We start from the raw sequence: 21,597 nt of genomic DNA, 5'->3' as shown, positions 1-21,597 counted from the left end.
GAAGATTACTGCGCGGTTTCAGCCGATCGTTACAACGCTTCGCGAAGAAGGTGCCGCTGCGATCTCCTGGCGGGCAGGTGTGGCGAAGCGAGATTGCCGTTGCCGGTTCTGGGAGGCGATCGCGGCGGGCCGGACACGCAAAGCTTCTGGTCGGGACGCAGGTGTGGCTCCGGCGAAGGATCGCGGTGGTTTCGGGAGGCCGCCGTTGCATTCGGCGCCGGGGTCGCCATCGCCCTCGGGGCACTATCTGACGTCTGCTGAGCGCGAGAGACAGCGCTGCTCAAGGTACAGGATCATGGCGTGCGGGAGAACGCCCGACACCTGGCCGTGTGCCGTCCAAGGCCGCGATCCGCTGGTCGCGTCGTTCCACCGGGCACGCATGTCAGCCAATAGAAAAGACCATACGCCGCCTCAGCGCCATCGGGCAGATCGGCCAGCCGCGCCCGCAGGCGCGCACGTCCTTGCGCCACGACTTGGCCGCGCTCGAGAAGCAAGCCCCTGATCCGGTCGGTCAGCGAGGTCCGGTCGCCGACCGGCCGGTCACGCACCCTGTGCAGCGTCTGCACGTCGAGCTGATCCCCGGACTTCAGCGTCACGAAGCGCATCGTCGGCCGGGTCGCCGCCTCGGCGATGGCCTCCTCATCGCGGTCGTCGTTCTTTCGGGCCTTCACGTAGGATTGCACATGCTCCGGCAACATCAATCGCACCTCGTGACCCATCCCTGCCAGAGCGCGGCCCATGTGATGCGCGCCGCAACACGCCTCCAAGGCGACCACACAGGCCGGCAAGCCCGCGGCGAAGGTCAGCACCCGGTCCCGCCGCATCCGCCGTCGCAGCACAACGGGGTTCGTGACAAGCCTACTCAAGCTCTCAAGCTTTGACTGGCCGGCGCCGGACTTCTCGAGAGGTGGCGGGTCCACTATAATACTGCGCGTCCTCATTCGCTCCTAGGCTATCAGCCACCGACCTTGGAGGCTTTCATAGGCCGTCTTCTGGACCGGGATCAGCGTCGCCCCAAGCATCCTGCTTGGCGCCAAGACCCGTCGTACACTAGGATTGAAACCGACCATCAGGTAGGAGCAGGCCACTGCGCCGTAGCGGAGCGACATGCACAAGCTCTCGCGAACTGGCCTTTGTCCCGACTAACGACGACGGCGCGGATCTGGATGCGGATGCCGGCGTCGTCGGGTCCTAATGGCGATTACGGCTTCCATGTTCTCTGCTTGCGTTGATTTTGTATCAGACTTTGAGAAAATTGATCAGCGCGCGCAGGGGTGGCGGGACCTGCCGGCGGCTTGGGTGGTAGAGGAACGCTCCGGGGTAGGGCTGACACCAATCGTCGAGACCCTGTTCGAGCCGGCCGGCCTCGACATCGTCACGCACGTCCCGCTCCATGTGCCAGCCGACGCCGTGCCCTGCGCGCGTTGCCGCCAACGCCAGATCGGCTGAATTGCAGACCAGCGGGCCGGTCACTTGCTGGCGGATCTCCTTGCCCTCCTTCTCGAAATCCCAGGGCATGAGCGTTCCGCTCGACAGGTTACGATAGCCGATGCACCGATGTCGTCGCAGGTCGCTCGGGTGTTCGGGCCGGCTGTGGGCCAACCAATAGTCCGGGGTCGCGACGACGACCGTTCGCAGAGGTGGCCCGACCCTGACGGCGATCATATCCTTCGCGACGCTCTCGCCGAGCCGGATGCCCGCATCGAAGCCCGCGGCGACGATGTCCCGGAGGCCATCGTCCACATTCACCTCGACGGTGATGTCCGGGTGCCGTGCCAGGAACGCCGGCAGGCGCTCCACCAGAAGCGTCGAGGCGATCCAGTGGAACGTCGTCAGGCGTACGATCCCGGCGGGCGCGTCACGCCAGTCCGACAAGGCGGCCACACCCTCGTCGATCTGCGCGAGCGCCGGACGGAGCCGTTCGAGCAGAGCGTCACCGGCATCGGTCGGCGCGACGGATCGGGTGGAGCGCGCCAGCAAGCGAACGCCGAGCCGCGCCTCGAGACCCCGCATGGCGTGACTGAGCGCCGAGGGCGAGACACCGAGCTCCGCCGCCGCTGCGGTGAAGCTGCGAACGCGGGCCACCGCGGCGAAGGCGGCGAGGTCGTTGAGCGGCTGTCGGGCCATTCCTGAATTTTTCTCACAGGCTCATTCCGTCCGGAACCCCTAATCCGTTCCGGCCCGTCCCGCTACCTCCGGATCGTCGGCCCTGGACAGGGCCAGAAACGAAGGAGACGGGCGATGCAGATGACGAATTACAGGACGTTCGGGCGGTCGGGGCTCATCGTGAGCCCGCTGGCGCTTGGAACGATGACCTTCGGGGCCGGCCGCTGGGGCAGCGACGTCGTCGAAGCCCGTGCGATCTTCGAGACCTATGTCGAGGCCGGCGGCAACCTGATCGACACGGCCGACGTCTATAGCGGCGGCGAGAGCGAGCGGATGGTCGGGCAACTCCTGTCGGAGAGCGGGCTACGCGATCGCCTCGTCATCTCGACGAAATCCGGCTTCTCTCGGTCGCAGGGCCATCCGATGCATGGCGGCAACGGCGCCTTCAACATCCGCTTGGGCATCGAGGGCTCTCTGCAACGGTTGGGCACGGACCGGATCGACCTCTACTGGGTCCATGTCTGGGACCGTGTGACACCCGCGGAAGAGGTCCTGCGGACACTGGCGGACGCCGTCGCGCGGGGAGACATCCTCTACTACGGCTTCTCCAATACACCTGCTTGGTACGTGGCCAAAGTGGCGACCTTAGCCGCCGCCCACGGGCTGCCCGGACCGATCGGGTTGCAATACGCATGGTCGCTGATCGAACGCGGGGTGGAACTGGACCTGCTGTCCATGGCGGAGGAGTTCAGCTTGGGGCTGATGCCCTGGAGCCCGCTAGCCGGTGGCCTTCTGACCGGGAAGTACGGGCGCGAGATGCTCGCGCAAGCCGATCGTGCCGTCTCGGTGCCCGACGGACCTTCCGAAGAAGGCGCCGGGGGCCGCGACCGTCTGAGCGGCGACAACCCCTATGGCGGCATGCTGTTCACCGAGCGGAACTTCGATATCGTCGATACCGTTCGCGAGATCGCAGACGCGCTCGATGTCACGATGGCCCAGATCGCGCTGGCCTGGGTCCTGTCCCGGCCGCGTGTCGGATCTCTCCTGCTGGGTGCCAGCCGGCCTGAGCAGATGACCGGAAACATCGCGGCCCTCCAAGTCCAGTTAAGCGATGAGCAGCTCGAACGCCTCGACCTCATCACCGCCCTGCCCGCTCTGAACCCTTACCACATCTTCCAGTTGCCGCGCGGGATCATCTTCGGCGGCCAATCCGTGACGCCATGGCCTGTCGCATGAGCGAGGATCGCCATGGCTCATGTAGGCAACCGAACGCAACGACACATCTAGAGCCGGATCATGCCTATCGAGTGGTGCCTTGGTATAACAGAGCACCATCAGGCCCGATCATTCGGGCCGCGTTCGCAACGTCAACGTTAACTGCTGAATGGATTGGGAGCTGTGGTTTGGTTAAGAGCGCGCCCTTGCAGACGCTTTGAACGTTAGGCTGAAGGTGTTCCTGATGGCTTGTGACCGCTCTGCCTGTTTGCCGGAAATCCGGCATCTGTAGAGCGATCCGGGCCAATCCGGCCGCACGCCCCGGGAACCGTCTCGCACGTTCAAGCCGAGCTTGACGTCGATCGCCGGCTGGGTCCGGTTTGAAGATGAGACGGGCGAGCGGGCGTGAAGAACCCGCGATTACCCGCCGAACGACATCCCAATCAATCCGACGATGACGGTCTTTCTCGCCTCTTGCCAGTCTTGAATCCGTGGCGCCTTGGAGGCTCAATCCTAATTAATTGTTCCTGCTGATTGAACCGGTCCTACGTCCGGCCCATCGTGTTCGACTTGCGAGCAGCCGCGGTCCCGCGGGGGCCACTGTCCCTGTGGACCACCCAAGTGAAGCGCCCCGGGTTTTCCGGAGGCTCCCTACTGTGAGAGGACGGAGCCATGGGGAAGACATCGGTGAGATATGCGCCTGAGGTGCGCGAACGGGCGGTTCGGATGGTTGGCGATCATGCGGCCGGCCACGGGAGTCAGTGGGCGGCGATCCAGTCGATCGCGCCGAAGATCGGCTGCACGTTGGAGACGCTGCGACGGTGGGTGCGCGAGGCCGAGAAGGCAGCCGTGCCTGGAGCGGAGGCGCGGGCCGAGGAGGCGGCGCGGATGAAGGCGCTGGAGCGCGAGGTCCGCGAGCTGCGCCAGGGTGAGGAGGATCAGGGAAACGTCCAGTGGACGTTTCCCCCGACGAACGAGATCCTTCGCAAGGCGTCGGCGTATTTTGCGGCGGCGGAGCTCGACCGCCCGTTGAAGCGATGATCGCGTTTATCGACGCGCATCGCGACGTCTACGGGGTCGAGCCGATCTGCCGCCAGTTGCCGATCGCCCCGTCCATTGCCCGGCAGGGCATCGCGTAGCGATGTCCCGGGAGGGGACGTATCACGCGCACCGGGCGCAAAAGAACGATCCTTCTCGACTGCCCGCTCGCGCCAAGCGGGACGCCGAGCTGCGGGTCGAGATCGCGCGCGTCCATGCCGAGAACTTCGGCGTCTACGGTGCCCGGAAGGTCTGGCGCCAACTGCTGCGGGAAGGCTTCGACGTCGCGCGTTGCACGGTGGAGAGGCTGATGCACATCATGGGCTTGCAAGGCGTCGTCCGCGGCAAGCGGATCAGAACGACGATCCCCGACCCGGCGCAGCCATGCCCGCGCGACAAGGTGAACCGGCAGTTCCAGGCGCCCGCGCCCAACCGGCTGTGGGTGAGCGACTTCACCTACGTGGCGACCTGGCGGGGCTTCGTCTACGTGGCCCTCGTCATCGACACCTACGCGCGGCGGATCGTAGGCTGGCGCGTCAGCGGCAGCGCGACGGCGGGCTTCGTGCTCGATGCGCTGGAACAGGCCATCCACGATCGCAGGCCCGCGAAAGGCGCCGGTCTCGTCGCGCATTCGGACCGTGGCTCGCAATACCTTGCGATCCGCTACACCGAGCGCCTCGCCGAGGCGGGGATCGAGCCGTCGGTTGGATCGGTCGGCGACAGCTACGATAACGCGCTCGCCGAGACGGTGATCGGCCTGTTCAAAACTGAAGTGATCCGCCCGCGCGGGCCGTGGCGCTCGCTCGAGGCTGTCGAGTTCGCAACCCTCGAATGGGTCGACTGGTTCAACAACCGCCGCCTGCTTGCGCCGATCGGGCACATCCCGCCGGCCGAGGCAGAAGCCGCCTACTACGCGCAGATCGACACGCAGCCGCGAGCCGCGTAACTCAAACCAACCAGCCTCCGGGAAACCCGGAGCGCTTCAAAGGGGCTCTTTACGCTTGTGGCCGAGGCTGTGTGGAAACTCGGTTCTCACGCAAGTTGATGGAATAACTTCCTGCTGCGGCACGGAGATCGTGACGCAGTCAGAACCGAGGCACCGTTTCGCAGGCTTTCTGAGGAAGCCGTCCTGCGTCCACACACTTCGGCCGAGTTTTCACACAGCCTCGGCCGATATTCCTCCACCGACGCCACAAGAACAACAGGTTCGGCGCTACGCCGCGCCGGTGCGCCGTGCCACAGCGGAGACGGACTACTCAAGCATCAGGCTCTCACCGATGATGCGCGACTTCTCTTGCGCCGGCCTGTCGCGTCGTCCGGCAATGCCGGTGATCACCTCTACACGGCGGATATCGTCGCCAGGCATAAGCATGTCCTCAGGCATAGGCTTGGGCCTTCCAAGATCATACCGGGCTGTCCGGTCGAAACAGGGGGCAGTCCATAAGTCGTGCAAACACCAAGGTCCGGTTTATCAGGCGTCCGCAGACATGCGACGCGACGCCAGAAGACCGAGAGTCGTCCGGGCAATCGTGTCCACGTGGGCAGGCTTCTCGACCACCGGCACATCATGCTCGCGCAAAAAGCCGGCGACGGCGCTTTTATCGCCGGTATAGAACAGGAACGGGACATTCGACGCGTGCAGCCGCCGCGCAAACGTCTCGCTGGTATGGGTGCCCAGATCCGCGTCGAGGATCGCGACGTCGACCTTGGAGATCATCCCGGCCTCTTCGAACAAGCTGTCCGCGCTAAGTGCGCTGCGGCGCGGTGTATAGGCAACGGCGCCGCACTTGCCGAGATTGGCCGCGAGGTGCCACGCCGTGAGCGGATCGTCCTCGAGAAGAAGGACCCGGAGCCCATCCAGGGCGTTGAGGCGAGCGGCCGAGGAGGATCTGTAAAGCATGTCGAAAATCCGAACCTTTTGCATCGACCAAGATTGCAGACGACGCCTAAGAAAGGTTTAAGGGGGGCTTGGAACCGCGCGCTCGCCTTCCGGTTGAACCCGTAGCGAATTGGCCTACCCGGCGATCATGGCGCAGACGCGATCTCGATTGCTGAAACGACACCAGGGCAAAGCTATCCATGGCGAACGACGCCAAGACATCAAACGATCGGCAGGCTTTCCACGAACCGACGATGCCTGCATACGAAGACGACGGCGCGCTCGCGGTCTTTCGCGACTCGTCCGCGCTCCTCTTCAGCAAGGCCATGGCGCAAACACGAATGGCGGTGATCCTGGCCGACGCGCACCAGGAAGACATGCCGATCGTCTTCGCCAACCGGGCCTTTCTCGAACTTACCGGGTATCAGGAGGAGGAAGTCCTCGGTCAGAACTGCCGTTTCCTGCAAGGACCCGGAACCGATCCGTACACGGTGGAGAAAATGCGCGAAGCCCTCGCGAACGAGGCCGTCGTCGTGTTCGAGGTGCTGAATTACCGAAAGAATGGTGACGCCTTCTGGAACGCCCTCCATCTCGGCCCGATTTATGGAGAAGACGGAACCCTGCAATATTTCTTCGGTTCGCAGTGGGACGTCAACGACATCCACACGGCACGCGAGAACGAGGAGCACGCAAAGGTGCTGGCGCGCGAGCTTTCGCATCGCGTCAAGAACATGTTCTCGATCATCACCGCCGTGGTGAGCATGACGGCTGAACGCCATGACGCGGACGCCGTTGCCGACGACATCAACGAGCGCATCTTCGCCCTCGGACGGACCTACGAGATCACGCTGCGAAACTCTTCCGAAAAGGCGGTCGACGTGCAGGCCCTTGTCCGCTCGGTCGTCGAAGGTTACGCGACCCGCCCGAAGGAAATGGTCAAGGTCGTCGGTAAGCATTGCGCGATCCCGGTGAGCCAGTCCGCGTCGATCGGCCTCGTGCTGCATGAATTGTCGACGAACGCGGTGAAGTACGGCGCCTTTTCGTCGCCCGACGGGAAGGTCGCAGTCGAATGTTCACTGGAAGAAGATGACAACGGGTCCGTTCTTAAGATATGTTGGTCCGAGGATTGTGAATTACCAATTACCCGGCCGGAGCACACGGGGTCCGGAACCAGCATCATCGAGACGATCCTCGACGCGAGCGAAGGCGAGATCGAACGGGACTGGCGTCCGGATGGCCTTCGCGCCGTCATTCGTCTGCCGATGAACTAGAAACCGGATGGCAATGGAACAGACATCTCTGCAGAATACGACTGCATCGGACGGGTCGATGTCGTTGCATGGCCGAAACGTCCTCGTTCTCGAAGACGAACCGATCATCCTGCTGAACGTCTCGCGCGCATTACAGCGGGGCGGGGCGACAGTGCGACGGGCGCGGACCGTCGCAAAGGCGCTGGTTGGCCTTGCGGAAGGCGGGATCGACGCGGCAATCCTCGACGTCAATATGGGGCAAGGCGAGACATGCCGTGCGGTGGCCGAGGGGTGTCGCAACCGACACATTCCCTTCTGCCTGTATTCCGGTGATCTGGCGGAAGCCGGTGAACTCGTGAGCAGCCTCAAGGCTCCCTTGATCCAGAAACCCGCAAGCGACCGCACGATCGTCACAGGCGTCGCTGAACTCTTCGACGTCCCAGGCTAGGGCAACAGAGAAACGGACGCGCTGACGATCGCGGGGCGTGTCCATTAGCCTGATCCCGAATGCTTGCCGGTTAGGACTGAGTCTGGGGTCGGGACCCGTTGATCAAGCCTCAGCTTCCTGATTCACCGCTCGAAAAGCGAGTTGCTACATAAGCAACCTTTCTGGCTGTAGGACGCGCCGATGGCGCGTCTTGAGCCTCCTTCCCGAAGTAAGATGGCAGCCCCGTGTTGTTGACCGCCGGGTGCTGTTGGATACGGTCTTCATCAACTGCAACGGGTTGCGCTGGTGCGACGCGCCCCGTAGTTAAGGTCCGCACAAGACGCTTGAGGACAACTGGAAGCGTTGGAGCAAGAAGGGTGCGTTCGCCCGGATCCTGATTCGGCTGGTCGCCGAGGAGTCCGAGATGAAGACGGCGATGATCGATGCGACCTACTTCTAGACCCATCGCACGGACACGCGCCGACGTTTGAAAAAGGGGGCGTGGGCGTCTGATCGTCCGGACGAAGGGCGGCGTGTATGCCGAGTTGCATCCACGACCGGAAGTCTCGCGATATGACCTTCCTGTCCGCGCTCGCCTTGGCCGCTTCCGTCATCTTCTGGCTTTGACCATCAAAAAGTCAGGGCCCTAAAGACTTCCACCGGTCCCAACATTAATAATCTGTTAACCGTCCCCCTTTAACTTTTCGTTAATAGTAGGTTGTTGATCGTCACTTTTAAGGCCTAGCTTGATGGTTTCGCTTCGACTTCTGCATGGAAAGCGCATCCTGTTGGCAGAGGACAGGCGCTGGCTGCGTTGTTCCCTACGCAATTTCTCGGTCCGAAGGGCGCCGAGATCGTGACAGTCGCGAGCCTTGAGGCCGGGCTACAATCCGACGTCGCTACCTTCGATCGTGCCGTTCTCTACGTGTGCCCTGACGACGGAGAGGTTTGTCCTTTCGCACGAAATCGTCGGCAGGCGGTCGTGCCGATCGTCTTCCATTCCGGCTACGGCGACACGCCTCGTGAACTCCGCACGTTCACGGACATCGTAACCTTGCCGCGACCTGCGCATGAAAGAACCATCCTGAAGGCGGTCCAGTCGCAGGCCTTCGACGTCTTGGATGCGTCGGAAACAGCTAGGCTGTGAGGCGGTCGCAGAAATTGCGCATCGCGGAAGCGATCGGACAGTTGCGCGACTTCGGATCCGTGGAGATTCGCGAATGCGCGGCGCTTGCGCTCGAAGCCGGACAGATGGCCGTGTTCGCATGGCATATCCCGACCGACACCGTCATCGGCGATCCCATGTTCTGCCGACTCTTTCAGGTGGAGACGCCGCTCGCGAGCGAGGACGTCTTCAAGCTCATCCATCCCGAGGATCTCGTGGGCCTGCGACAGGTCATCCAGCGAACCCACGATCTCGACGAGGATTACGACGCCACGTTCCGGGTCGACCGGGCCGATGGCTCGACGATCTGGATCGGCGGTCGGGGCCGGGTCATCGAGCGCGGGAACGACGGGGCGCCGCTGAGAATGGTCGGGGTCAACTGGGACATGACGCGATCCAAGGAACAGGAGGAGCGGGTGAGCCATCTCGTCCGCGAGATGAACCACCGCGTGAACAACTCGTTCGCCCTGATGAAGGCGATGCTCTATCTGGGCGGCGAGACCTATTCGGACGTTTCGGACTTCGTGGATACGTTGAGCGCGCAGATCCACGCCCTCTCCACCGCCAATCTCCTGGTGGCGGATGTCTTCCTTCACCAACCGACAGCCAGCCAGCATATCGGTCTGGAAACCGTCGTTCGAAAGGTCCTGCATGACCTGACGCAGGACGCCGACGATCCCAGGATCGAGATCGAGATCGGCCGGACCATGGCCGTCAAACCGCAGGACATCACGCCGCTGACGATGATCCTCTACGAATTGGCGACGAATGCCGCCAAGAATTCGATCCTGGGAGAGGCGGACGGCACGCTGGAGGTGATCGTCGCATCGCTGGAATCCGGCCGCGCCTATGTACAGTGGATCGAGCGGCTGGACAGGCCACGAGAGCGATCCGAGGACCAGGCAGCGTTGAACGAAGGCGCGCTCGATGGGTTCATCCTCGAGCATTGTCTGGCGAAGATGAACGCCACGCTCGTGCAGAACGAGGCGACGGCCACAGGCTTCTCCTTCATCTTCGAGTTCGATGCGGAAACGAGCTTCAGTCCTGATGCTCTGTAAGACGTGCCCCGCACATGCTCTCGACGTTGCAGGGAGAACCCCGAACGATTGGGGCAAAGCCCTGATTCCATTAACACTCCGTTAACCGTCCTTACTTCATTTTTTCCTCAACTCTCATGGTGTCGACAGTCGGTCTGGAGGTGTTGATTGATGGTTTCGCTTCGACCGCTGGAGGGAAAGCGCGTCCTGCTGGCAGAGGACGAGACGCTGGTCGCGTTGTTCCTCGCTCGGTTTCTCGGCAAGCAGGGCGCCGAGGTCCTCACGATCGCAAGCCTCGAGCAGGGGCGGAAACTCGACGTCGATACCTTCGATCATGCCGTACTCGACGTGTGCCTCGACGACGGCGAGGTCTATCCTCTCGCCCGTCGGCTCGAGCAGGCGGGCGTACCGATCGTCTTCCATACCGGCTACGGCGACACGCTGCGCGAACTCCGGACGTTCGCGGATGCCGTGATCCTGACGAAGCCCGCGCACGGGGCGGCCATCCTGGCGGCGATCCAGTCGCAAGCTGTCGATGTCCTGGATGTCGCGGAAGCCGGTTCGTCCTGAAGCGGTCGCGGAAATTGCGCATTGCGGAAGCGATCGGCGTGGCAGCGTTCGAGAGGCATATCCCGAACGGCATCCTCGCGGGCAATCCCGTGTTCTCCGTCCTGATGCGCTGTTCGAAATCCCGATGCCGTAGGCTCAGGCAGAGCTCCATCCGAAGCATCCCGCCGGCGTAGCCGAGCCGCTGACGAAGATTGCGCCATGCCGGTAAAGAGTCCATCGACGAGCGGGAGCAATGTCGACGACCACCACGCCCATCGCCCCGTCCGCCCAAACCAGACTGGCATCGACGGCCGTGAGCGCGGCCAAGACATCTTCGCCGCCTTGGCCGGGGCGGAAGACGATTGTGGTGAAAGGCTGGTCAGGAGGCGGCTGCATGGACCAGAGGCCCGCGCCGAACCCGAGCACGCTCAGCGCAATCAGCACGGCCCGCTGCCGCCGACGCCCTGTGCCCGGGCCGCCGCCCCGCCATATCCTCCATCCGACCAGAACCGGCAGAAATCCGAAGATCGCGAACCAGCCGAGGTCCCATAGCAGAGGCTGAGCCGCGTCGATCTTGATCCGGTGGATTCCAAGCACCCAATGCGACAGCACGCCATCGACGATGTGCCACGAGCCGGCGCCCATCAGCAGCGCGCCGTAGAGCGTCGGCTCCCCTATTTCGGTGCCGCTGCGATAGGCGCGCCAGAGCCCCCAAAGCCCGCCCGCCACGACGACATACATGAAAACGTGGAAGACGCCGTCCCACAGCACCTGCGCCCGCAAATCGTCCACGCCGGGCACGAGACTGAGCAAATGGTGCCACTGAAGGATTTGGTGCAACAGGATTCCATCGAGAAACCCGCCGAGCCCGAAACCCAGCAGGAAGGCGGAGACGATCGGCTGGAATGGGCGCATGACATTCTCCGGCAATGCCCCGAAAGGGTGAGGCGACCGGCCTGGGTTCCGCGATTAGGCAGGGGCGGACACGCAAGCCTTTGGGTGCCAGTTACCGATGCCCCGCGTGAAAATGCAAAGGCCTTGCGGTAGGCAAGGTCCGAATGCGCGTATTGCAGGCCGAGTCTCGGCCGCCCTGGTCGCGCGACATGCCTGGTTCTGGCAAAAGACCGGGCGCGTTCTCTCCGACGGTGAGGCTCCCACCGGACGCGCCACGTTCGCAGCGACACATTCAGGGCCATCACCGCGACCTGCAGGGGACTTCTGAATCGCGCGACCGTGCGACGGAGAAGTTCAGGTGCCCGAGTTTGCTTTACCCAGAAGCGAAGCGGCGTCGAGGACTGGGTGGCCTCAACGCATCGTTGATCGGCGATATCGCGGGTTTCCCGCAGGAGGTTCTTGGTCTCCTCTCCATCTCCGAGCGGATTACCCCGGAGACAAAGCTAAGGACAGCGACGCAGCACCCGGTTCGCCAATCGCTTTGAGACACGAGTCAGCGGACCGACGTGACGGCGCCGTCCGTCCCCACGGCCGCGACTGCCGGCATCAGGATTTCGATGCCGGGCGAGCGCGCGGCTTGCCCTTCCCGCCCTTCCCCGTCCGCGGCGCGCCGCCCTTCCCGGGCCGCGGTGCGGCGCCCTTCGGGCCGGGCCCGTCCGACGGGGCCTTCCGCGGCCGGGCGGGTGCACCCTCACGGCCCTCGGGCGGCCGTCCGCGCGCTTTCGCTCCGGATCCCGGGGCCGCCGCTCGCCGCTTCCCGGGGGACGGCGCGGCGGCAGGCGCGGCGATCGGCCGGACCCGGATGCCGTCCTCCAGCGTGCCGCCGTCCCCGAGGGCCGCCATGAAGCCCGACAGCCGCGCTTCGGCCAGCTCGACGAAAGTCTCCGTGTCCTGCACGCGGATCGCGCCGATCGCCTCCCGGTCGAGCCCGCCTGCCCGGCAGAGCAGCGGCAGCAGCCAGCGCGGCTCGGCCCGGTCGTCGCGGCCGACCGACAGCGCGACCCAGGCGCTCGGTCCGAACGGCGGACGCGTCACGGCGGCCGGACGCGCATCCGGCGCGGCGAGATCCTCGGGCGCCGACCGACCGGAACGATAAAGGCGCAGATAGGCGGCAGCGATGGTCCGGGGCGCGTGGAGTTCGAGGAGCCGGGCCGCGAACGTCGCGTCCACCTCGGAAACCGGCTCGGTCCAGACCGGATCGGCCAGCAGCCGTTCCTCGTCGCGACGCAGGATCTCCTCGGCCGACGGCGCCACGCTCCACTCGGCGGAGACGCGGGCCGCCTTCAGAATGCGCTCGGCCTTCTTCGCGGCCTTGGGCGGCACGATCAAGGCCGAGATCCCCTTGCGCCCCGCCCGCCCGGTCCGCCCCGAACGGTGCAGCAGGCTGTCGGGGCTCGACGGCAACTCGGCGTGGATGACGAGCTCGAGGTCCGGAAGGTCGATGCCGCGCGCCGCGACGTCGGTGGCCACGCAGACCCGCGCGCGTCCGTCGCGCATCGCCTGCAGCGCGTGGGTGCGCTCGGTCTGGCTCAGCTCGCCGGAGAGGGCGACGACCTGGAAGCCGCGATTGGCGAAGCGCGCGGTCAGCCGGCTCACCGTCGCACGGGTATTGGCAAAGACGATGGCGTTCTGCGCGTCGTGGTAGCGCAGGACGTTGACGATCGCGGTCTCGGCATCCTGCGCGGCGACGCGGAGGGCCTGGTAGGCGATGTCGGCGTGCTGGCTGCGCCCCGTCTGGGTACTGACGCGCACGGCGTCGCGCTGGTATTGCCGGGCCAGCGCCTCGATCGCCGGCGGCACCGTGGCCGAGAACATCAGCGTGCGCCGGTCCGCCGGCGCCGCGCCCAGCATGAACTCGAGATCCTCGCGGAAGCCGAGATCGAGCATCTCGTCCGCCTCGTCGAGCACGACGGCGCGCAGGTCACCCATCTCGAGCGAGCCGCGCCCGATATGGTCGCGCAGCCGGCCGGGCGTGCCGACCACGATATGCGCGCCACGGTCCAGCGCCCTGCGCTCGTCGCGCATGTCCATCCCGCCGACGCAGGTCGCCACCCGCGCCCCGGCCTTCGCGTAGAGCCAGCCGAGCTCGCGCGCGACCTGGAAGGCCAGCTCCCGCGTCGGCGCGACGACGAGGGCGAGCGGCGCCGCGGCCGGGCCGAGCGACCCCCCCTGCCCCATCAGCGTCGGCCCGATCGCGAGGCCGAAGCCGACGGTCTTGCCCGAGCCGGTCTGCGCGGAGACGAGCAGGTCGGCCCCCTCGAGCGCGGGGTCGACGACGGCCTCCTGCACCGGGGTCAGGGTATCGTAGCCGCGCTCGGAGAGCGCATCGGACAGGGTCTGGATCACTGGATAACCGATCTGTTGTTGCACCGCGACGCTTCGGACTGCGGGCGCCGCTCCGCAACCCCCGATCAGGCCGCGCCCGTCACGCGCCAGATCACGTCCCCGACATCGTCGGCCATCAGGAGCGACTTGCGGTCCGGGCCGATCGTCACGCCGACGGGGCGACCATAGGCGATCTTCTCGTCGTCCGACAGGAACCCCGACAGGATGTCGCGCGGTTGTCCCGCCGGCCGGCCGTTCGCGAAGGGCACGAAGATCAGCCTGTAGCCGCTCAGGATCGACCGGTTCCAGGAACCGTGCTGCCCGATCACCATGCCGTCCGGGAAGCCCGGCAGCGTTCCCGCCGGCATCCAGCAGAGGCCCAGCGACGCGGTATGCCCGCCGAGCGCGTAATCCGGCGTGATCGCGGCGGCGACGCGGGCGGCGTCCTGCGGCACGCGATCGTCGACGATCCGGTCCCAGTAGGCATAGGGCCAGCCGTAGAAGCCGCCGTCCTCGACCGAGGTCAGGTAGTCGGGCGGCGTCTCGTCGCCCAGCCCGTCGCGCTCGTTCACGACGGTCCAGAGCGTGGACGTCGACGGCTCCCACGCCATGCCGACCGGGTTGCGCAGGCCGGAGGCGAAGATACGCGCCTTCTCGGTCGCGAGGTCGAGCTCCCAGATCGCCGCGCGCCCCTCCTCCGCCTCCATCCCCTGATCGGCGATGTTGGTGAGCGAGCCCACGCCGGCATGGAGCTTCGTGCCGTCGGGCGAGACGATCAGGCTGCGCGTCCAGTGGCCGTGCGGCTTGAAGTCCACGAGCTTGCGGCCCGGCCCCTCCAGCCGCGTCGCCCCGTCCGTATAGGGGAAGGCCACGATGCCGTCGGTGTTGCCGACGTAGAAGGTGCCGTCGACGAGGGCCATGCCGAAGGGCTGGTTCTGGTCCTCGACGAAGACCTCCCGCATCTCCGCCACCCCGTCGCCGTCCGCGTCGCGCCAGAGCGTGATGCGGTTGGCGCTGTCGCCGATGGCGCGGGCGCGCCGCATCGTCGCCTGCGCCGCGCGGTCGAACAGCGTCTTCGCCTTGCCCGGCTGTTCCTTGGACTCGGCCACGAGCACGTCGCCGTTCGGCAGCACCTCGATCCAGCGCGGATGCTCGAGCCCGGAGGCGAAGGCGTTGACCGACAGCCCGGGCGCCGCCGTCGGCACGTGGCCCGGCTCCCAGCCCTTCGCGAGCGGCATCTTCAGCGTCATGATCCCCTGCGACTTCGCCTCCGGGATCGCCGGCGTCGCGCCCACGGCCTGCGTGCCCGGCGCACCGAAACGGCGCAGCGCGACCATCGTGCCGCCGACCAGCGCCGTCGTCCGTGCCAGAATATCCATCATCGCCTCCTGCGGCCGTCCTCAGATCCACCGGCCCCGCGGGACGGGACCGTGCCCGTCCGTGCACGATCGGGCGGCGGATGTCGAACGGAGTTCCGGGCCCGAACCCGCGTCTGACGTGCCGTTTCCCGGCCGCGCCCTTCCGGAACCGCCCGTTTCTTCCGCAGCGGGTTCGCCCGGCGTCCAGATAAGCGGCAGTCGCGGGCGAGGCGCGCCGCGCGGCACCGGCGGGGATTGCGAGCGGCGTGCCCCCGAGCCCTTCTGGCATGGCAGGGCGTTTAGGGTTCCGCCGCGTGTCGCGGGTCTGGTCCGAGAAATGCCACCCGCGCGGCAAAATCCGCACGGGCACACGGCGGGCCAAAATCCCGGGAGGCACACTGCGCAGGTTCGCCCCGCGCCCTTGTCCTCGTTCCGCCAGCGGGTCGCTCCTGATCAATCCGAGTCCGGCGGGACGTTGGGGGAAGCACCATGACCAAAGCCCTGTTCCGGTTCACGACAGCCGCCGCGATGGCCCTGCTGGCCACGGGCGCCGCCCCCGCCGCCGCGCAGGAGAAGACCGACTTCCGGGTCGCGTGGTCGATCTATGTCGGCTGGATGCCCTGGGGCTATCTCGACGAGTCGGGGATCATGGACAAATGGTCGGAGAAATACGGCATCGACGTCGAGATCGTGCAGTTCAACGACTACGTCGAATCCATCAACCAGTACACGGCCGGCGCCTTCGACGGCGTCTCGGCCACCAACATGGACACGCTGTCGATCCCCGCGGGCGGCGGCGTGGACACGACCGCGCTCATCATCGGGGATTATTCCGATGGCAACGACGCGGTGATCTCCAAGGGCGCCGCCTCGCTCGCGGACCTCGCCGGCACCTCCGTCAACCTCGTGGAACTGTCGGTGTCGCATTACCTTCTGGCGCGCGCGCTCGACAGCGCGGGCCTCGCGGAGCGTGACCTCGACGGCGTGGTCAACACCTCGGATGCCGACATGATCGCCGCCTTCGCGACCGAGGACGTCGGCACAATCGTCACCTGGAACCCGCTCGTCTCCGAGATCCTGGCCACGTACCCTGACGCCACCAACCTGTTCGACAGCGCGGCGATCCCGGGCGAGATCCTCGCCCTGATGGTGGTCAACACGCAGACGCTCGCGGACAATCCCGATTTCGGCCGGGCGCGGGTCGGCGCGTGGTACGAGGTGATGGGCCTGATGGCCGAGGGCGACGAGGCGGCGCTGACGGCGATGGCCGAGGCGTCGGGCACCGACCTCGAAGGCTACAGGGCCCAGCTCGAGGCGACGGAGATGTTCTACGACCCCGCCGCCGCGGTCGCACAGGCCGAGAGCGCCGATCTGCCCGAGACGATGGTGAACGTGGCCGAGTTCCTGTTCGACAAGGGCATCCTCGGCGTCGACGCGCCTTCGGCCGATTTTGTCGGCATCGAATATCCCGGCGGCACCGTCACCGGCGACGAGGGGAACGTCATGTTCCGCTTCGATCCGACCTACATGCAAATGGCCGCCGACGGCGCGCTCTAGGTCGCGATCCGGCTGCGACCGCGAGGCTTTGGCGATGCGGATGATCAACAGACGGCCCGCGCGGCCTGTGGCGATCCTGCTGGCCGCCCTGCCCTTCGTGGCGGTCCTCGTGGCCTATGCGATCGCCTCCGACATCCGGCTCGCCGCGAACCCCGCCGACAAGCTCCTGCCCGCGCCCGCCACGATCGGCACCACGGCGTTGCGCCTCTTCACCGAGGGGGACCGCCGCTCGGGCGAGATCCTGCTCTGGTCGGACACCTGGGCGAGCTTGCGGCGGCTCGGCCTCGGCGTCGCGATCGCCGCCGTGCTCGCGCTGGCGACCGGCGTTCCGATCGGGATGCTGCCCTACGCCCGGCGCGCGTTCTCGGGCTTCGTGGCGGTGCTGTCGATGGTTCCGCCGCTGGCGCTCCTGCCGATCCTCTTCATCGTCTTCGGCCTGGGCGAGACCTCGAAGGTCGTGCTGATCGTCGTCGGCATCGCGCCGTTCCTGATCCGCGACATCGCGCAGCGCACGCTCGACATCCCGCACGAGGAGATCGTCAAGGCGCAGACGCTCGGCGCCTCGAGCGCGGTCATCGCCCTGCGCGTCGTGATCCCGCAGATCCTGCCGCGCCTGATCGCGGCGATCCGCCTCTCGCTCGGCGCGGCCTGGCTGTTCCTCATCGCGGCGGAGGCGGTCGCGGCCGACAGCGGGCTGGGCTACCGCATCTTCCTCGTCCGCCGCTATCTCGCGATGGACGTGATCCTGACCTACGTCATCTGGATCACGCTCCTGGCCTTCCTGATCGACGGCGCGCTGCGGGCGCTGTCCCGGCGCGCCTTCCCCTGGCTCGGCGCGGGCCTTTGAGCTTCGTGACCGTCACCGACGTCTGGCAGAGCTACGGCGGCCGCTCGATCATCGAGCGGGTCAATCTCGACGTGGCCGAGGGCGCGTTCGTCTCGATCGTCGGCGCGTCCGGCTGCGGCAAGTCCACCTTCCTGCGCCTGCTGCTCGCCGACGAGACGCCCAGCCGCGGCGAGATCCGCATCGACGGCGGCCCGCCCGCGCGGGAGCCGGGGCGCGAGCGGGGCGTGGTGTTCCAGCGCTACTCGGTGTTCCCGCACATGACCGTCCGCGACAACGTCGTCGCCGCCGAGAGCTTCGCCACCGGGCTCGGGCGCTTCTTCGGCGGCAGGCTCCGCGCCGCCCGCGAACGGGCCGACGCGACCCTCGCCCGGATCGGCCTCGCGCATGTCGCGGCGCAGTATCCCGCCACGCTGTCGGGCGCATGCAGCAGCGCCTCGCCATCGGCCAGGCGCTGACGGCCCGGCCGCGCGTCCTGCTCCTCGACGAGCCGTTCGGCGCGCTCGACCCCGGCACGCGGCTGGCGATGCACGACTTCCTGACCGAGCTGCGTGCGGAGACGGCGATGACCGTGTTCATGGTCACCCACGACCTCGCCGAGGGCTTCAAGCTCGGCGACCGCGTCCTCGTCTTCGACAAGGTCCGCTGGGACCCGGACTTCCCCGAGGCGTACGGGGCGACCGTCACCTACGATTTCGACGCCCGCGACCGCGGCGTGCCGTTCCAGCACATCCTCGACCGCTACCCGACGCTCGCGGCGGGATGACCCGACCCTCGCGCGCGCCGCCGGGCCCCGCGCGCGAGGTTTGCCAAGGCCCGGATCGACCGCGCCCCGACCGGGGCAGCCAAGAGGGAGACAGCGATGTTCTCTGACCTTCACCGCGCCGAGGTCCGCGCGCGCCATCCCCGCGCCCTCGCCCGCCGCCATGCCGGCCGGGACCGCCGCCCGCATCACCCCGACCTGACCAGGCTCGGCGGCTGGAAGGCGATGCAGAAGGAGGGCGAGATCCCCGGCGCCCGCTGGGCCGAGGAACGCCGCTGGGCGCTCCGCATGGGCCTGACCGGGGCCGACAGCATCGAGGACCGCGACATTCCCACCTTCGCGCGCGGCGAGCTGCCCCATTACGCGGGGATCAACACGTTCCTGAAGGCCCCCTACGCCGAAGACGTGACCGAGGTCGCGCATTACGACGCCACGGTGCTGGGCATCCCCTTCGACGGCGGCACGACCTACCGCGCCGGCACGCGGTTCGGCCCGCAGGGCCTGCGCAAGATCAGCGCGCTCTACACGCCCTACAACTACGAGATCGGCGTCGACCTGCGCGAGCAGATGACGCTCTGCGACGCGGGCGACGTCTTCACCATCCCCGCCAACATCGAGAAGAGCTTCGACCAGATCAGCCGCGCGGTCAGCCACGTCTTCTCCTCCGGCTCGCTGCCGATCATGATCGGCGGCGACCATTCGATCGGCTTTCCCTGCCTGCGCGGCATCGCCGAATGCACGTCCAAGAAGATCGGCATCGTCCATTTCGATCGCCACGCCGACATCCAGGAGAAGGATCTCGACGAGCGGATGCACACGACCCCGTGGTTTCACGCCACGAACCTGCCCAACGTCTCGCCCAGGAACCTCGTGCAGGTCGGCATCGGCGGCTGGCAGGTCCCGCGCGACGCGGTGAAGACCGCCCGCGAGCGGGAGACGAACATCATCACCATGGCCGACATGGAGGCGATGGGCATCGACCGCACCGCCGAGATGGCGCTGGAAATGGCTTGGGACGGGGTCGACATGGTCTACCTCTCCTTCGACATCGACTCCATCGATTGCGGCTTCGTCCCCGGCACCGGCTGGCCCGAGCCGGGCGGGTTCCTCCCGCGCGAGGCGCTGGCGCTGGCCTCCAAGGTCGCGGCCGAGGGTATCTGCGGCATGGAGCTTGTCGAGGTCAGCCCGCCCTACGACACCTCGGACATCACCGCGCTGATGGGCACGCGGGTGATCGTCGACGTGCTGGGCTCGCTCGTCGCCAGCGGCAAGCTCGGCGCGCATCGCCGGCATATCGACAAGCCGGTGCGCATCCCGCACGGCGAGTTCGAGGGCAAGCGGTGGTCGAACCCCGCACCCCACGGGATCGGGTGAGACCATGCCGCACGATCACGCGCCGCACCCCCACGGGCCGCACGGCCACGCCCACCACCCGCACGACCACAACCCGCCCGGCGCCGCCGACCACCTGCACAGCCACGTGCAGGCCGAGGACGCGGCCGCCGACCTGCAGGTCCTCGCCGCGCAATTCGTCGACGGCTTCCTGCAGGCGAAGGACAAGACCAGCTATCTCAGGCTCGCCGGCGTGCCCTTCGAGCGGCCCGGCACGGCGGGGGCGAAGGCGCTCAAGCTCGTGGACGTGGAGCTGAAGACCGAGTGGCAGGTAGGCACCGCCTCCCCGTCCTTCGGCTCGCGCGAATTGTCCTATCTCCCGTTTCCCGGCGAGATGGTCCGCGCGCGCACCAACATGGCGCTGGTCTACGTCTCGATGGACGAACGGTCGGTGCTCGACCTGCGCGACGTCCTCGCGACGCGGAAGGCGGAGGTCGAGCGGTAGGGCCGGACCGACCGTCGTCCCCGGAGGCCGGACCCGCGCGCTAGGCGCGCCGGGCATTTTCCGGCATCCTGTCCCCGCACCCACCGGATCGCGGTGGGCACGGACCGGAGGCGGCGATGCGGCGACACGATCTCGACTGGCTTCGCGTGCTGCTCTTCGGGCTGCTGGTGCTGCACCATACCGCCGTCGGCTTCGCCTCGTTCGGCGCCTCGGTCTACGGCTTCGCCAACGACCGGCTCGGCGGGCCGGCCGTCGACCTCGCCGTCTACTGGAGCCACACCTGGCGGCTGCCGACGCTGTTCCTGATCGCGGGCATCGCCACGTGGTTCGCCACCGCCCGCGGCGCCGGGCCCCGGATCGTGGGCCGGCGCGTCGCCCGCCTCGCCCTGCCGCTCCTCGCCGGGACGCTGCTGCTCAACCCGATCGCGGGCGAGGCGATCGCGCGCATGACCGGCGAGGCGCGCTTCGCCTTCGTCGCGACCGGCCTGCCGCTCGTGCCCTACGTGCCGCGCAACATCATGCATCTGTGGTTCCTCGCCAGCCTCGCGCTCTACACGCTCCTGGCCTGGCCGCTCTATCTCGCGCGGCCGCGCCTGCGGTTCCCCGCCTTGCCGGGCCTCGCGGCGCTCGTCCTCGCCACCACCGCCATCGCGATCGGCGCCAAGCCCTGGGGCGCGGCGCTGGCCGGGAACGGCTACCAGTTCTGGTGGTATGGCGGGCTCTACCTGTCAGGCTACCTGATCGGGGCGGAGCACCGGGCGATCCTCGACTGGGCCGCCCGCCGCGTCGGGTTGATCGTCGCGGCGGGCGTCGTCCTCTTCGCGGCGGAGGTCGCGATGATCGGGGCCGCGCTCCAGGTCTCCGAGGCGCGCGCCGCCGCGCTGGCCTCCGGGGGATGGGCGGCGGCGGGGCTCCTGCCGGCCTACGGCGCGACCGGCGCGGCCTTCGCGGCCGTCGAGGGGCTGGATGCCTGGGCCTGGGCGCTCGCCGCGCTCGGGCTCGCGGCGCGCTACCTGAACCGCGACGGGCCACGCCTCCGCACCCTCTCGCCCGCGGTGTTCCCGATCTACGTGTTCCACTTCCCCGTGACGATCCTGGGCCTCGCGCTGCTCGCGCAGGTCCCCTGGCCCTGGGGCCTGGAGTTCCTGCTGCTCGCCATCGCCACCTACGCCCTGTCCTGGGCGGGCTACCGGCTCCTCGCCCGCCGCCCGGTCCTGAACTGGCTCACCGGCGGGCCCGTCCGGGGGCGGCCGCCCCTCGCCCGGCCCGACGGCGGGGCCGCCCCGTGACGAT

At 67.1% G+C, this 21,597-nt stretch carries 17 protein-coding genes, 4 pseudogenes, 1 riboswitch and 1 other annotated feature; of the genes and pseudogenes, 15 read left to right on the top strand and 6 right to left on the bottom strand.

Annotation, left to right across the window (positions count from 1 at the left end):
• Positions 1–334: 334 nt before the first annotated feature.
• Positions 335–842 (bottom strand): annotated as a pseudogene (locus tag Q1A87_RS14160) (transposase); the annotation flags it as partial.
• Positions 843–881: 39 nt separating this feature from the next.
• Here Q1A87_RS14160 and Q1A87_RS14155 point away from each other — a divergent pair.
• Positions 882–1,054: pseudogene (locus Q1A87_RS14155) on the top strand (integrase core domain-containing protein); the annotation flags it as partial.
• 185 nt (positions 1,055–1,239) lie between these two features.
• Here the strand turns inward: Q1A87_RS14155 and Q1A87_RS14150 are convergent.
• Positions 1,240–2,127 carry a LysR family transcriptional regulator gene (locus Q1A87_RS14150; protein WP_299652435.1) on the bottom strand — a complete coding sequence of 296 codons (888 nt, stop codon included), beginning with the start codon at positions 2,125–2,127 and terminating at the stop codon, positions 1,240–1,242.
• 114 nt (positions 2,128–2,241) lie between these two features.
• Here Q1A87_RS14150 and Q1A87_RS14145 point away from each other — a divergent pair, with 114 nt between their 5' ends.
• Entirely contained in the window at positions 2,242–3,342 is a 1,101-nt protein-coding gene (locus Q1A87_RS14145) for an aldo/keto reductase (protein ID WP_299652433.1), read from the top strand.
• A 651-nt stretch (positions 3,343–3,993) separates the two neighbouring features.
• A pseudogene (locus tag Q1A87_RS14140) lies at positions 3,994–5,305 on the top strand (IS3 family transposase).
• Positions 4,317–4,433, top strand: a sequence feature (AL1L pseudoknot). Its footprint overlaps the pseudogene before it by 117 nt.
• A 525-nt stretch (positions 5,306–5,830) precedes the next feature.
• Here the strand turns inward: Q1A87_RS14140 and Q1A87_RS14135 are convergent.
• Positions 5,831–6,283 (bottom strand): hypothetical protein, encoded by a 453-nt coding sequence (locus tag Q1A87_RS14135; protein WP_299652431.1) that lies wholly within the window; start codon positions 6,281–6,283, stop codon positions 5,831–5,833.
• Positions 6,284–6,438: 155 nt separating this feature from the next.
• Here Q1A87_RS14135 and Q1A87_RS14130 point away from each other — a divergent pair, with 155 nt between their 5' ends.
• The 5 genes and pseudogenes from Q1A87_RS14130 to Q1A87_RS14110 all read left to right on the top strand — a co-directional run bounded on the left by Q1A87_RS14130 (position 6,439) and on the right by Q1A87_RS14110 (position 10,687).
• Complete coding sequence (locus Q1A87_RS14130; RefSeq protein WP_299652429.1) at positions 6,439–7,509, top strand: PAS domain-containing protein; 1,071 nt, start codon at positions 6,439–6,441, stop codon at positions 7,507–7,509.
• Positions 7,510–7,516: 7 nt separating this feature from the next.
• Positions 7,517–7,936 carry a hypothetical protein gene (locus tag Q1A87_RS14125; protein WP_299652427.1) on the top strand — a complete coding sequence of 140 codons (420 nt, stop codon included), beginning with the start codon at positions 7,517–7,519 and terminating at the stop codon, positions 7,934–7,936.
• Positions 7,937–8,116: 180 nt separating this feature from the next.
• Positions 8,117–8,466: pseudogene (locus Q1A87_RS14120) on the top strand (transposase); the annotation flags it as partial.
• Positions 8,467–9,103: 637 nt separating this feature from the next.
• Positions 9,104–10,138, top strand: coding sequence for a PAS domain-containing protein (locus Q1A87_RS14115; RefSeq protein WP_299652425.1), 1,035 nt, complete (start codon positions 9,104–9,106; stop codon positions 10,136–10,138).
• Positions 10,139–10,288: 150 nt separating this feature from the next.
• A complete protein-coding gene (locus tag Q1A87_RS14110) occupies positions 10,289–10,687 on the top strand; it encodes a response regulator (RefSeq protein WP_299652423.1) in 399 nt (132 codons plus the stop codon).
• 135 nt (positions 10,688–10,822) lie between these two features.
• On the opposite strand, the gene Q1A87_RS14105 is transcribed toward Q1A87_RS14110, so the two are convergent.
• The 3 genes from Q1A87_RS14105 to Q1A87_RS14095 form a co-directional block, all read right to left on the bottom strand.
• Positions 10,823–11,581 carry a DUF2243 domain-containing protein gene (locus Q1A87_RS14105; RefSeq protein WP_299652421.1) on the bottom strand — a complete coding sequence of 253 codons (759 nt, stop codon included), beginning with the start codon at positions 11,579–11,581 and terminating at the stop codon, positions 10,823–10,825.
• Between the two features lie 585 nt (positions 11,582–12,166).
• Positions 12,167–13,966 carry a DEAD/DEAH box helicase gene (locus tag Q1A87_RS14100; protein WP_299652444.1) on the bottom strand — a complete coding sequence of 600 codons (1,800 nt, stop codon included), beginning with the start codon at positions 13,964–13,966 and terminating at the stop codon, positions 12,167–12,169.
• A gap of 65 nt (positions 13,967–14,031) precedes the next feature.
• Positions 14,032–15,324, bottom strand: coding sequence for a sorbosone dehydrogenase family protein (locus tag Q1A87_RS14095; protein WP_299652419.1), 1,293 nt, complete (start codon positions 15,322–15,324; stop codon positions 14,032–14,034).
• Between the two features lie 267 nt (positions 15,325–15,591).
• Positions 15,592–15,698, top strand: a riboswitch (guanidine-I (ykkC/yxkD leader).
• A 94-nt stretch (positions 15,699–15,792) separates the two neighbouring features.
• On the opposite strand from Q1A87_RS14095, the gene Q1A87_RS14090 reads away from it, so the two are divergent.
• The 7 genes from Q1A87_RS14090 to Q1A87_RS14060 all read left to right on the top strand — a co-directional run bounded on the left by Q1A87_RS14090 (position 15,793) and on the right by Q1A87_RS14060 (position 21,593).
• Positions 15,793–16,860: a putative urea ABC transporter substrate-binding protein gene (locus Q1A87_RS14090; RefSeq protein ID WP_299652417.1), complete on the top strand. Its 1,068-nt coding sequence runs from the start codon at positions 15,793–15,795 to the stop codon at positions 16,858–16,860.
• 40 nt (positions 16,861–16,900) lie between these two features.
• Positions 16,901–17,707 carry an ABC transporter permease subunit gene (locus Q1A87_RS14085; protein WP_363323003.1) on the top strand — a complete coding sequence of 269 codons (807 nt, stop codon included), beginning with the start codon at positions 16,901–16,903 and terminating at the stop codon, positions 17,705–17,707.
• 5 nt (positions 17,708–17,712) lie between these two features.
• Complete coding sequence (locus Q1A87_RS14080) at positions 17,713–18,162, top strand: ATP-binding cassette domain-containing protein (protein ID WP_299652442.1); 450 nt, start codon at positions 17,713–17,715, stop codon at positions 18,160–18,162.
• Positions 18,129–18,470: a hypothetical protein gene (locus tag Q1A87_RS14075; protein WP_299652413.1), complete on the top strand. Its 342-nt coding sequence runs from the start codon at positions 18,129–18,131 to the stop codon at positions 18,468–18,470. Before Q1A87_RS14080 ends, Q1A87_RS14075 begins: the two co-directional genes overlap by 34 nt.
• A 96-nt stretch (positions 18,471–18,566) precedes the next feature.
• Complete coding sequence (locus Q1A87_RS14070; protein ID WP_299652411.1) at positions 18,567–19,841, top strand: agmatinase family protein; 1,275 nt, start codon at positions 18,567–18,569, stop codon at positions 19,839–19,841.
• Positions 19,842–19,845: 4 nt separating this feature from the next.
• Positions 19,846–20,304: a hypothetical protein gene (locus tag Q1A87_RS14065; protein WP_299652409.1), complete on the top strand. Its 459-nt coding sequence runs from the start codon at positions 19,846–19,848 to the stop codon at positions 20,302–20,304.
• A gap of 116 nt (positions 20,305–20,420) precedes the next feature.
• Positions 20,421–21,593, top strand: a complete 1,173-nt coding sequence (locus tag Q1A87_RS14060) for an acyltransferase family protein (RefSeq protein WP_299652407.1) — start codon at positions 20,421–20,423, stop codon at positions 21,591–21,593.
• Positions 21,594–21,597: the final 4 nt, after the last annotated feature.

This window comes from uncultured Jannaschia sp. (assembly GCF_947494055.1).
Lineage (GTDB): Bacteria > Pseudomonadota > Alphaproteobacteria > Rhodobacterales > Rhodobacteraceae > Jannaschia.
The sequence above is the reverse complement of the archived record's forward strand: the minus strand, read 5'-3'. Positions and strand labels throughout refer to the sequence as shown.

Excerpts from the sequence above, each read along its gene's own strand:
- Q1A87_RS14145 (WP_299652433.1), top strand. The coding sequence starts at position 2,242 with ATGCAGATGACGAATTACAGGACGTTCGGGCGGTCGGGGCTCATCGTG.
- Q1A87_RS14090 (WP_299652417.1), top strand. The coding sequence starts at position 15,793 with ATGACCAAAGCCCTGTTCCGGTTCACGACAGCCGCCGCGATGGCCCTG.
- Q1A87_RS14095 (WP_299652419.1), bottom strand. The coding sequence starts at position 15,324 with ATGGATATTCTGGCACGGACGACGGCGCTGGTCGGCGGCACGATGGTC.
- Q1A87_RS14130 (WP_299652429.1), top strand. The coding sequence starts at position 6,439 with ATGGCGAACGACGCCAAGACATCAAACGATCGGCAGGCTTTCCACGAA.
- Q1A87_RS14070 (WP_299652411.1), top strand. The coding sequence starts at position 18,567 with ATGTTCTCTGACCTTCACCGCGCCGAGGTCCGCGCGCGCCATCCCCGC.
- Q1A87_RS14065 (WP_299652409.1), top strand. The coding sequence starts at position 19,846 with ATGCCGCACGATCACGCGCCGCACCCCCACGGGCCGCACGGCCACGCC.
- Q1A87_RS14110 (WP_299652423.1), top strand. The coding sequence starts at position 10,289 with ATGGTTTCGCTTCGACCGCTGGAGGGAAAGCGCGTCCTGCTGGCAGAG.
- Q1A87_RS14135 (WP_299652431.1), bottom strand. The coding sequence starts at position 6,283 with ATGCAAAAGGTTCGGATTTTCGACATGCTTTACAGATCCTCCTCGGCC.
- Q1A87_RS14125 (WP_299652427.1), top strand. The coding sequence starts at position 7,517 with ATGGCAATGGAACAGACATCTCTGCAGAATACGACTGCATCGGACGGG.
- Q1A87_RS14085 (WP_363323003.1), top strand. The coding sequence starts at position 16,901 with ATGATCAACAGACGGCCCGCGCGGCCTGTGGCGATCCTGCTGGCCGCC.
- Q1A87_RS14075 (WP_299652413.1), top strand. The coding sequence starts at position 18,129 with ATGCAGCAGCGCCTCGCCATCGGCCAGGCGCTGACGGCCCGGCCGCGC.
- Q1A87_RS14060 (WP_299652407.1), top strand. The coding sequence starts at position 20,421 with ATGCGGCGACACGATCTCGACTGGCTTCGCGTGCTGCTCTTCGGGCTG.
- Q1A87_RS14150 (WP_299652435.1), bottom strand. The coding sequence starts at position 2,127 with ATGGCCCGACAGCCGCTCAACGACCTCGCCGCCTTCGCCGCGGTGGCC.
- Q1A87_RS14105 (WP_299652421.1), bottom strand. The coding sequence starts at position 11,581 with ATGCGCCCATTCCAGCCGATCGTCTCCGCCTTCCTGCTGGGTTTCGGG.